The 10,596-nt window shown below is 35.1% G+C and carries 11 protein-coding genes and 1 riboswitch; of the genes, 9 read left to right on the top strand and 2 right to left on the bottom strand.

Translation table 11 applies throughout. From position 1 onward, the window contains the following. Nucleotides 1–276: 276 nt before the first annotated feature. Nucleotides 277–362: riboswitch (cyclic di-GMP riboswitch) on the top strand. A 292-nt stretch (nt 363–654) separates the two neighbouring features. Together V7097_RS25690 and V7097_RS25695 are read right to left on the bottom strand one after the other, a co-directional pair. After that, nucleotides 655–1,722: a hypothetical protein gene (locus tag V7097_RS25690; protein WP_335706482.1), complete on the bottom strand. Its 1,068-nt coding sequence runs from the start codon at nt 1,720–1,722 to the stop codon at nt 655–657. Then, nucleotides 1,706–2,266 (bottom strand): sigma-70 family RNA polymerase sigma factor, encoded by a 561-nt coding sequence (locus tag V7097_RS25695; RefSeq protein WP_335706483.1) that lies wholly within the window; start codon nt 2,264–2,266, stop codon nt 1,706–1,708. Before V7097_RS25695 ends, V7097_RS25690 begins: the two co-directional genes overlap by 17 nt. A gap of 596 nt (nt 2,267–2,862) precedes the next feature. Here V7097_RS25695 and V7097_RS25700 point away from each other — a divergent pair. The 9 genes from V7097_RS25700 to V7097_RS25740 all read left to right on the top strand — a co-directional run. Beyond that, nucleotides 2,863–3,621, top strand: a complete 759-nt coding sequence (locus V7097_RS25700) for an EGFR-like transmembrane domain-containing protein (protein WP_335706484.1) — start codon at nt 2,863–2,865, stop codon at nt 3,619–3,621. A 269-nt stretch (nt 3,622–3,890) separates the two neighbouring features. After that, the gene (locus tag V7097_RS25705) at nt 3,891–4,973 is read left to right on the top strand and encodes a Gfo/Idh/MocA family protein (protein ID WP_335706485.1); all 1,083 of its coding nucleotides are present in this window, start codon (nt 3,891–3,893) and stop codon (nt 4,971–4,973) included. Nucleotides 4,974–5,132: 159 nt separating this feature from the next. Then, on the top strand, nt 5,133–5,972 hold the full coding sequence (locus V7097_RS25710; RefSeq protein WP_335706486.1) for an N-acetylmuramoyl-L-alanine amidase: 840 nt from the start codon (nt 5,133–5,135) through the stop codon (nt 5,970–5,972). A gap of 229 nt (nt 5,973–6,201) precedes the next feature. Continuing rightward, the gene (locus V7097_RS25715; RefSeq protein WP_335706487.1) at nt 6,202–6,939 is read left to right on the top strand and encodes a YveK family protein; all 738 of its coding nucleotides are present in this window, start codon (nt 6,202–6,204) and stop codon (nt 6,937–6,939) included. Further along, the gene (locus tag V7097_RS25720; RefSeq protein WP_335706488.1) at nt 6,929–7,633 is read left to right on the top strand and encodes a CpsD/CapB family tyrosine-protein kinase; all 705 of its coding nucleotides are present in this window, start codon (nt 6,929–6,931) and stop codon (nt 7,631–7,633) included. Before V7097_RS25715 ends, V7097_RS25720 begins: the two co-directional genes overlap by 11 nt. A 204-nt stretch (nt 7,634–7,837) precedes the next feature. Continuing rightward, a complete protein-coding gene (locus tag V7097_RS25725; RefSeq protein ID WP_335706489.1) occupies nt 7,838–8,605 on the top strand; it encodes a tyrosine-protein phosphatase in 768 nt (255 codons plus the stop codon). Between the two features lie 54 nt (nt 8,606–8,659). Then, on the top strand, nt 8,660–9,547 hold the full coding sequence (gene galU / locus V7097_RS25730) for a UTP--glucose-1-phosphate uridylyltransferase GalU (protein ID WP_335706490.1): 888 nt from the start codon (nt 8,660–8,662) through the stop codon (nt 9,545–9,547). Nucleotides 9,548–9,588: 41 nt separating this feature from the next. After that, nucleotides 9,589–10,221, top strand: coding sequence for a sugar transferase (locus V7097_RS25735; RefSeq protein WP_335706491.1), 633 nt, complete (start codon nt 9,589–9,591; stop codon nt 10,219–10,221). A 159-nt stretch (nt 10,222–10,380) separates the two neighbouring features. After that, nucleotides 10,381–10,596 (top strand): glycosyltransferase family 2 protein (locus tag V7097_RS25740; RefSeq protein ID WP_335706492.1); only part of this gene is annotated, 216 nt, incomplete at its 3' end.

The following is a 10,596-nucleotide window of genomic DNA, read 5'->3' on the forward strand; positions in this document are numbered from 1 at the left end:
CTTGACAGGGGCATGTTCATCAAATTAAAACGCAATTACGTCACGTTAAAGCACAATTCCTCGAAATAAAACGCAAATAACATCAAGGAAGCCGCAATTCCACCTTATCTTATTTCCGAGCTGGGACCAGCGGAACCGTCCCCGTGGTTCCATTAACTCATCGCCTAAAATCGACAAATTTCTATTACTAAAGTACTGTTTGATATGAAAATAGGTCTAAAGACCCTTTTGATAGATTCGCACACTGTCCTATAGTAATATGAAGCATACATAAATCGTCCGAAACGGCAAAATCATTGAAAGATGATGACGCAAAACTAGAGGGGCTACGGTCTTTTGGACTATGCCAGCCAGTTCCCGAACACGAGGCTCCGTCGATTTATGTTTAAAAAATCGAAAGGGGAAAATGCATGAAGAAAGTTATATACAAAGCAAAGTACTATTGGCATAGCCTGCAATATAATAAAAACAAAAATTTGTTAGTGGATTGTTTAGACGAAGATAACAAGTCGGATTTTAAATCAAAGATGCATTATCACGAGCGAGCTGCTGTAAACTATATTGCAAAGCTATAAAAAAACCTAACTTTACCACCTAACCTAAACCAATTAAAAAGAAGTGGCCCCAAGGTCACTTCTTTTTGCGTTTCAAAACTTATTTTAAATATTCCTTAACCATATAATCATCTAGCTGGAACCCGTCATCAGAGAAAATGCCGAAATACATATCTTGTTTCGGATCGTAATAAATATAGATAGTGGCATCAAAGGGCTTCGTCGATATCGTTTGTGAAGTATCCCAATATGGTCTGTCGTGGATACCATTCACTTCCTTGATAAATGTAGCCCCTTCATAATTGGACATTAACTGGTCCGCTTCTTCTCTTGTAATCTGGTAATCAATTAATTCCATAAGCTTGCTTTCAGTGCTGGCAATTTTCCAAACTCCACTTTCTTTTTGCAGCGAGAGGGTCGTCTCCAAGCCGTCATGGAGCATGTTCGGTACTTCAAGGAAAGTAAGGGTAACTTTGTCCTCTGTATTTACACTAAGGTTATGACGCACTGTTCCATAAAAGTTCGGGAAAAATCGAGCATCACAGCCAATAAAACAATAATCTTTTACTACTTCAAACAAATGGCCTTGTACAAACTCCTCTGTAGCAAATTCGCGTAATTCTTCGGCGAGTGGCCCATATTCAGTCTCAACAAAATCTCGTTCATAGCCCCAGTTGTATTTTTCACCAGCCTGAATAAACAGATCCTCTACATTTGTGAACAGACTTTCCATAATGGCAAACGCCTTGTCGCTGGTTAAAGGCACGAAAGCGGGCTTCTCGTTGGTCTTGTCAACAGGCGTGTTATCCTGTGGCTCCTCTTCTTCTTCAACTTTCTCATCAATTTTTTCATCATTCTCTTTCTCCTCAAAAACAGGCATTTCTTTTTCATTCAAATGATTGTCCTTATCAGGATGGTCTTCGCTGATTTTGTCGTTACCTGCATTCGGATTGCTATTTTCAAAGTTCTTCAACATTGGGGTCGCAAGCAGTAATAATAAAACGACGACTCCAGCTAATGACGCAAAGTAACCAACTTTTCGCGGCTTCTTATTATTGATTCTTGACATTCTCTCATTAAGCCTCCGTTTCTCGTTTTGATCTATGTTTATTTCTTTCTTTAAATAGGTATGCAACTCATTTTTTATCTCTTTATCGAATTGATCCATACTCAACACCTTCCTTTTGCAGCCTTTCTTTCAGCTGCTGCTTTCCTCGTGCTAATCTCGATTTCACCGTGTTTACTTTCACATTCAAAATCTGACTAATTTCCTCAATTGTAAAATCCTGATAGTAATAAAGAATAAGACTGTCCTTGTAAATAGCCGGTAGTTTGGAAATGGCCTTCAAAATTTGATTGGATTCCAATGACTTCACATACACGTCCTCGGCTCCCAGTTCATTGGAGTGAATGAACGGCTCCATAAGCGGCTTATAAATGAGGTTTCGGAAACTCCATTTTCTCTGGTAATCCTTGCATTTATTTATGGTGATGCGGATGAGCCAAGTTTTGTATTGCGCTTCCTTTCGAAAAGTAGACAGATTCTTATAGCACGAAATAAACACGTCCTGGATGATATCCTCACACAGGGGAAGATCATTTACATACATAAATGCAATTCGTTTCAAATCATTTCCATACAAGTCAAAAAGCTGATTCACAAGCTCCTCATTCGATCTCTCTCTCATTACCTCGACACTTTCTCCATTCACAACTTTCCCCCCTACATTTATTAGACGAATTCCAAACCAAAACTGATGCATTGTGTTAAATTGATTTTTTTCTGGAAAGAGGGTGCATGTATCTATTATCGTCCCTCTTCTTGGTTGAGTTTTTGACGCAGTTAAAATTATTCTGAATCTGTGATAAAAGTAGATATATAATCAACAATTTAGGGAGAGCCTAATTTCCCTATTATTTATGCCCTGATTATAATTTGATAACAGGTAAATGGATCCACCAAATAAAATCTGCTAAGGTTTTTACTTATTTAGTTTCCTAGAAGTTTGTTTATTAAGAAAATTATAATCGTTTAAATGTAGGAAATCATGGACTATGCCTTTTAAACTTTGAGTACGATGGTTTTATCCCAGCTTGAACTTTGACGTCCTACGGAAATTCACATGAAAATAGCAAAGAAAAATTAAATCTAATTATGTAAAAAATAGATTTGTACGATATAATAAGCACAGGAAAAATTTGCTGGAATATGAAAATAATATAAAAAGTCTATGAATCTATTGGAAGTGACGAAGTGAAAGGATTACGTATTTTAATAAAGGCTATAACGATACTAGGGGTACTCTTAATGTTTGGTTGGCCGAAACAAGCGTTTAGTGAAGGAAGACAGATTGGGGATAATAATTTCTGGCCAGGGGACCAACAATCTCCTATTAGGTATGTGATGATACCAATGGTTATACATCTTGTAACACCACTAAATCAGGATCCTAATCCAGGGAATACACCAGAACCACAGCCAGACCCAAGTCCAAAGACAGAACCAGAGCCAAATCCAACACCGGAGCCAAAACCACAGCCAGAACCTGAACCAATACCAGAACCACAGCCAGATCCTGAGCCGACTCCGAAACCAAATCCAACACCAGTTAAAGAGCCAGCTCCGAAACCAGAAGTGACACCAGAGCCTGCGCCAACACCAGAACCAAAGCCAGAACCTAAGCCTGACCCAAAATCTACACCACAGCCAAAACCAACTACACCAAAACCTTATGCACCTGTGGAACGTCAAAAACCTAAGACTCCTAATTTACCAATTTCTTCTGGGTCAATAGAGGTAACGGATGAAGAGGTAGCTGAGACTGTCGAAGAGGAGGAAGGCAAGGAGGTTAAAAAAGAAGAAGACAAAGAAATGGAATTAGAAGAAACTTCAATCGAAAATGAAGTAGAAAAAAGTGAAAAAACAAACACGAAAATTGCTTCGACAGAAGTGAAAAGTAATATAAAATCACCTTTCTTTGTAGAAAAAATCGTATTTTCTTCTTTATTAGCTATAGTTATAATTGGTGGAGCAATCTTCTGGATAATTAGAAGAAAGAGGTTATAACAGAATTACATAATAAGTATTGATAAAGTAAACATGTAAGACGGTTTACTTCTATTTAAATAATAAATCACTAAGTAATTTTTGTGTTCTTGGATAAACTATCCATTGAATAATGAATAAAGTACATCCAAAAGCAAAGGTATCCTTATAAATATAATATATCAAACCTTTCCAGTTATTCATTTTTATAATAGAATAATTATGGGGCTACAAACGAATTGTGATCCCGAATGATTGTTAGTACCTTTCTATTATTAAGGAGGAGCATTATGAGTTTAAAATATGCATTAATTGGTTGCGGACGAATTTCTCCAAACCATATCGCAGCTGCCCAAGAAAATGAACTTGAAATTGTTGCCTTATGTGATGTACTTCCTGAAAACATGGAAGACAAAATGAACAAGTTTGATCTACCAAAATCTACAGCTTTATATACGGATTATAAAGAAATGCTCGAAAAGGAAAAGCCAGAATTAGTCGCGATTTGTACAGAAAGTGGCAAGCACGCTGAAATGGCTTTAGACTGTATCGAGGCTGGAGCGAACCTTATCATCGAAAAACCAATCGCACTTTCACTTGAAGATGCAGATGAAATCATCAAAAAAGCAAAAGAGAAAAATGTAAAAGTAAGTGCATGTCACCAAAACCGCTTTAATAAATCTATTCAAAAGATAAGAGAAGCGGTTGAAGACGATAGATTTGGACGCCTTCTACACGGTACAGCTCATATCCGCTGGAACCGAGGCGAAGATTACTATACTCAAGCTCCTTGGCGTGGAACATGGGAACAAGACGGTGGTGCATTAATGAACCAATGTATCCATAATATTGACCTGTTGCGCTGGATGATGGGTGGAGAAATTGACGAAGTTGTAGGTATGACTGACAACTTAAAACACGGCTTTATTGAGGCTGAAGACCTTGGTATGGCTTTAATTAAGTTCTCTAACGGAAGCTATGGGATTGTTGAAGGAACAACAAATATTTTCCCTACAAACTTAGAAGAAACACTCTACATATTTGGTGATAGTGGAACAGTTAAGGCTGGAGGTAAATCAGTTAATATCATTGAAGAATGGCTTTTCGCTGATAACAAAGACAATCCTGAAGAAGTAAAAGCAACATACCAGGAAAATCCTCCAAGTGTATATGGATTTGGTCACAATCCACTTTATACGGACGTAATTGACGCTATTAAAAATGATCGCGAACCTTATGTAACAGCAAAAGACGGAAGAGATGCTTTAGAACTTGTGCTTGCGATTTACAAATCCGCAGCAGAAGGTAAGGGAGTTAAACTTCCATTAGAAAAATGCAGTACTCTCGATTTTGAAGGAAGATTCAACAAATAATCAAATAATCGCAATAAGGAGATAGTCCATTGGGCTATCTTTTTTTTTGTCTATGCCACTATTTATATAAGAAAAGACTATAACAATTGTGTGCAAAATAACAGATGCCTGTACACATGTAAAAGTCGAAACATATCTTAAGCAAAAAGGAGTGAAAGGATGAAGATAGTTATAGATGCTGGACATGCAGGGTTTGGTATTACTCCAGGGAAACGTACACCCGATGGATCAATGCATGAGTGGGACGTTAATAGTAAAGTTGCCGAATATGCTCGAGAGTATTTGCTGCAATATAGAAAAACTGAAGTACTGTTTACGCATGATCCTACTGGAAAAGTAGATACTCCATTACATGAAAGAGTGAAAAAAGCTAATGATGGGAAAGTAGATGTATTCGTTTCGATTCATGCAAACGCCTTTGGAGACACCTGGAATGATGCATCAGGGATTGAGACCTATACGAATACAAGCAGAACTAAAGAAGCAACTGAATTGGCACATGAAGTTCAAAAGAAAGTCATTAAAGAAACAAAAAGGATAGATAGAGGAGTAAAAACAGCAAACTTCTATATCCTAAGGGAAACAAAGATGACCGCGATACTAGTTGAATGTGGGTTTATGACAAACAAAGTAGAAGCCGAATTACTAAAAAACGATGAATACCGAAGGAAATGTGCCCAAGGAATTGTAGGGGGATTAGCCAAACAATATAACCTTTATCAAATTCATAAGGAGGTGGGCGATTTGCCATTAAAGCATGGAGATAAGGGGGAAGGTGTGAGGGTTCTTCACTATCATTTAGCATCTTTGGGATATACTCAGTGGAAGAATGCCGAAATTGATGTATTTGGCGATTGGACTAAGGATGCTTTATTTCGATTTCAAAGAGATCAAAAACTAAGACAACAAGAAGGAATTTATGATTTTAAAACAGCGATTGCTTTTGCTCAAGTAGCCGAGGTGTATCGACAACATTGGCTTAAAACCAAATCGAAATAATCCACCTTTCTTACAGCACTCATGCCTGAATGAGTGCTATTTTTATGTTCTTAAAAAAATCCAGTGATTTCATATTTCATCCAATTTCCCTCAAGTATTTGACAAATTTCTCTCTCTAGGAACAAATAGGAATATTTTTTTATCCTAATTTTGTAGATATTTGTAAAATGCTTGTATATAATTACTGATAGACTTTGAATATGCAACAAAAGAAAACAGGGGGATGAAAATGGAAGAAACAATTAGTTTAAAAGAAATATTCCAGACGATTAAAAAACGTCTTTTGTTAATTATAATGATTACCGTTGTTGCGGTTGCAACAGTTGGAGTGATAAGCTTTTTCTTTTTAACACCAGTCTATGAATCTTCTACACAAATTCTGGTAAATCAAAAAACATCAGATCAGCAGTATATAAACCAATCTGATATAAGGACAAATTTAGAAATTATTAATACTTACAATGAAATTATGAAGACTCCAGCTATCTTAGATCTTGTTAAGGAAGAGTTAAACCTTTCAGAACCACTTGGAGATTTAATTAGTGTTGGGAGTTTAAACAACTCACAGGTGATGAAGGTAACGGTTCAACATACTGACCCAAAGATGGCAGTTGATATCGCAAATACAACTGCAAATGTATTTAAAACAGAAATTGTGAAGATTATGAATGTGGACAATGTTAGTATCTTATCACCAGCTGAACTTCTAGAAAACCCAGTGCCTGTGAAACCAAATCCGATGCTGAACATGGCAATAGCGATTGTAGTTGGTCTTATGGCTGGTATAGGACTAGCATTCCTTTTAGAATATCTAGACAATACAATTAAAACAGAACAGGATATAGAAAAACTGTTAGGACTTCCAGTTTTAGGTGGAATTGCACAAATTGACCTAGAAGAAGAGACTAAGCATGCATCTGAAATAGGAAAACGTACTAAAGGAAGAGGTGATTCTCTTGGCGCGTAAGAAATCGATTCGAAAACAATTTCAATCACAAAATAGAAGCTTGATTACGATGTTAAATCCAAAATCACCAATTTCAGAGCAATATCGTACAATTCGTACGAATATAGAGTTTTCAACTGTTGATGAAGAAATGAGAACAATCATGATTACTTCATCGGGACCAGGTGAGGGAAAGTCAACAACAACGAATAATATTGCAATTGTATTCGCACAACAAGGTAAAAAAGTATTATTAGTAGACGCTGATTTACGAAAACCAACCGTGCATTACTCATTTCGACTTGAAAATCATGTAGGATTGACAAATGTATTAACGAAACAAGAAACACTAATTAATGCAGTTCAGGCAACAGAACAAGAGAATTTATTCGCTTTAACCTGTGGACCAATACCACCAAATCCAGCAGAATTACTTGGTTCCAAAGCGATGGATCAATTTCTAACTGAAGTAAAAAATCACTTCGATATTGTCATATTTGATACACCACCAGTGTTAGTTGTAACAGATGCACAGGTTCTAGCAAATAAGACGGATGGTGTTGTAATGGTGGTTAGCAGTAACAAAACAGAAAATGATGCTGCATTAAAAGCGAAAGAATTGTTAATGAATGCAAAGGCAAAGCTTTTAGGTGTTGTGTTGAATAATAAAAAGAGAACGGAAAGCCAGTATTACTACTATTATGGTCAAAAATGATCGTTAAAATTAAATAAAAAATATCGGAAAATTTGTCCAACAAGGAAGTATTTATATATGTAAATATTTCCTTTCTTCTTGTCCGGCACAATTCGACAAATTTCCCCCGTTTCTTTAAAATTTCTTATATGGTACTATTACGCTTGTAAGCATTTTGTTAGAATAATTTGTCGAAAAATGAAATGAAAGAGGGTGCGATTCATTATGATTGATATACACTGTCACATACTCCCATGTCTTGATGATGGGGCAAAAGACCTAGATGAAACGATTTCAATGGCTAAGAAGGCAGCTGAAGAAGGAATTACAAAAATCATCGCTACTCCTCATTATAAAAAAAGAGAATTTGAAAACTCAAAAGAGAAAATCCTACAGGCGGTTGAGAACATAAATAAAGAGATATCTCAACATAAAATTCCCCTAACCATCTTACCAGGACAAGAACCAAGAATCTATGGAGAAATCCTACAGGACTATAACAAAGGAGAAATCCTTTCATTAAATAATGGAGGGAAATACTTATTTGTTGAGTTTCCGAGTGGACATGTACCAAGATATTCAGAACAACTATTATTTGATATTCAGTTGAATGGATTAACGCCAGTTATAGTTCATCCAGAACGGAATAGTGAAATAATGGAGAATCCTGATTTATTGTATAACTTTGTGAAGAATGGAGCGTGTACGCAAATTACATCTTCCAGTGTTACCGGTCACTTCGGTAAAAAAATTAAAAAGTTTACAATGCAATTGGTTGAATCTAATCTAACTCATTTTGTTGCATCTGATTCTCATAATCTATCATCAAGACCTTTTCGAATGAGAGAGGCTTATGGTGAATTAGTAAAAGAGTATGATGTGGGTGTTGAATACTTTTTTAAAGAAAACTCGGAATTGTTAGTAGAAGGAAAAACAATTGTTAAAGACACACCTGAAAAAATTAAGAAAAAGAAACTGTTTGGTATATTTTAAGTTAATGAATTTGACAACTTTGTTTTTTAAAACATTATAAGGGGGAATTTACAAATGAAAAAAGTAAGAAAAGCAATTATTCCAGCAGCAGGATTAGGTACGAGATTTTTACCTGCCACAAAAGCGATGCCGAAGGAAATGTTACCAATTGTGGATAAACCTACCATTCAATATATAGTAGAAGAGGCAATAGAATCTGGTATTGAAGATATTATTATTGTAACTGGTAAAAATAAACGTGCAATTGAAGATCACTTTGATAACTCCTTTGAACTTGAACAAAATTTAATAGAAAAAAAGAAATTTGATTTACTAGAAAAGGTACAGCAATCATCAAGTGTAGATATTCATTACATTCGTCAAAAAGAGCCAAAAGGACTTGGACATGCAGTATGGTGCGCAAGAAAGTTCATTGGAGAAGAACCATTTGCAGTATTACTAGGTGATGATATTGTACAAGCTGGAACTCCTTGTTTACGTCAACTAATGGATGAATATGAAAAAACTTTATCATCGATAATCGGTGTACAGACAGTATCGGAAAATGAAACTCATCGTTATGGAATAATTGATCCGCTAACCCAAGATGGAAGAAGATATCAGGTTAAACATTTTGTTGAAAAGCCAAAACAAGGAACTGCGCCCTCTAATCTAGCAATTATGGGTCGTTATATACTAACGCCAGAAATCTTTTTGTTTTTAGAACAGCAAGAATTAGGTGCAGGTGGAGAAATACAATTAACAGATGCAATACAAAAGTTGAATGAGATTCAACGCGTGTTTGCTTATAATTTTGAAGGAAAAAGGTACGATGTAGGAGAAAAATTTGGTTTCATTCAAACCACAATAGAATTTGCATTACAAGATCCAGCACTAAGAAATAATCTTTTTTTGTTAATGGAAAAATTAGTCGAATCAGAGAAATTTGACTTAATCAAGTGAAATTAATAATTGCTAATTCTGATATGTGGTGGTGATGAAATTTGCTATATAAAAGTTTTATTAAAAGATTGATTGATATTGTTTTAGCAGTATTAGCACTAATAATATTATTTCCTTTATTTCTTATAATTATTATTTGCATCAAACTAGATTCGAAAGGACCTGTCTTATTTAGACAATTACGTGTTGGAAGAGATAAAAAAGAATTTTATATTTTAAAGTTCAGAACAATGAAGGTAGATGCTCCGAAAGATATGCCGACGTTTATGTTAGAAAACCCTCAACAATATATAACGAAATTAGGAAGCTTTTTGCGTAGGACAAGTCTTGATGAACTACCACAAATAATAAATATTATTAAAGGAGAAATGAGTATTATTGGACCTCGTCCAGTAATTAGAAATGAGGAACTACTGTATATTGAACGTGATAGACTTGGGGTATATAGTATAAAACCTGGACTTACTGGCCTAGCGCAAATAAATGGAAGGGATATAATTACAGTTGAGGAGAAAGCAAGACTTGATGGTTATTATGCAAACAACTGTACATTTGTATTGGATTTAAAAATATTTTTGATATCGATAATTATTGTACTTAAATCCAAGGGGATAAGAGAAGGAACACCTAGTGGAGAAAAAACAAAAAATAGTGTAAATAACTCGACTTTATAAAAAACAAATTAACAAATGGGGAAGTTTAAAAAGACTTTGAATTTTTAAAGAATAAGGATATTTTGAAAATATTAAAGTTGCTTTAACTATAAATAAGCACAATAAGAACATGATATCAGATGGAGTGTGGTTATCATAAATGCTAGAGTCACTGTAATTATGTCAACTTACAACGTTGCGGATAAAATTGATGAGTGTTTAGAAAGTTTATTAAATCAAACATATCGAGAATTTAAAATAAAGATTATTGATGATAACTCAACTGATGATTCTGTATCAAAAATTAAAGCTTGGTGTGATTTGGATTCACGTATAGAATTAGTGAAAATAAACCAACATAACATAGGTTTAACATCCTGTTTGAATGAATTATTA

Origin of the sequence: Bacillus sp. JJ1562 (assembly GCF_036962705.1) — a bacterium.
In the GTDB taxonomy this organism is placed as follows: Bacteria; Bacillota; Bacilli; order Bacillales; family Bacillaceae_L; genus Ferdinandcohnia.

What these genes read in the sequence shown, in the direction of transcription:
- V7097_RS25690 (WP_335706482.1), bottom strand. Translation starts at nt 1,722, where the DNA reads ATGGATCAATTCGATAAAGAGATAAAAAATGAGTTGCATACCTATTTA.
- V7097_RS25700 (WP_335706484.1), top strand. Translation starts at nt 2,863, where the DNA reads ATGTTTGGTTGGCCGAAACAAGCGTTTAGTGAAGGAAGACAGATTGGG.
- V7097_RS25705 (WP_335706485.1), top strand. Translation starts at nt 3,891, where the DNA reads ATGAGTTTAAAATATGCATTAATTGGTTGCGGACGAATTTCTCCAAAC.
- V7097_RS25710 (WP_335706486.1), top strand. Translation starts at nt 5,133, where the DNA reads ATGAAGATAGTTATAGATGCTGGACATGCAGGGTTTGGTATTACTCCA.
- V7097_RS25715 (WP_335706487.1), top strand. Translation starts at nt 6,202, where the DNA reads ATGGAAGAAACAATTAGTTTAAAAGAAATATTCCAGACGATTAAAAAA.
- V7097_RS25725 (WP_335706489.1), top strand. Translation starts at nt 7,838, where the DNA reads ATGATTGATATACACTGTCACATACTCCCATGTCTTGATGATGGGGCA.
- galU (WP_335706490.1), top strand. Translation starts at nt 8,660, where the DNA reads ATGAAAAAAGTAAGAAAAGCAATTATTCCAGCAGCAGGATTAGGTACG.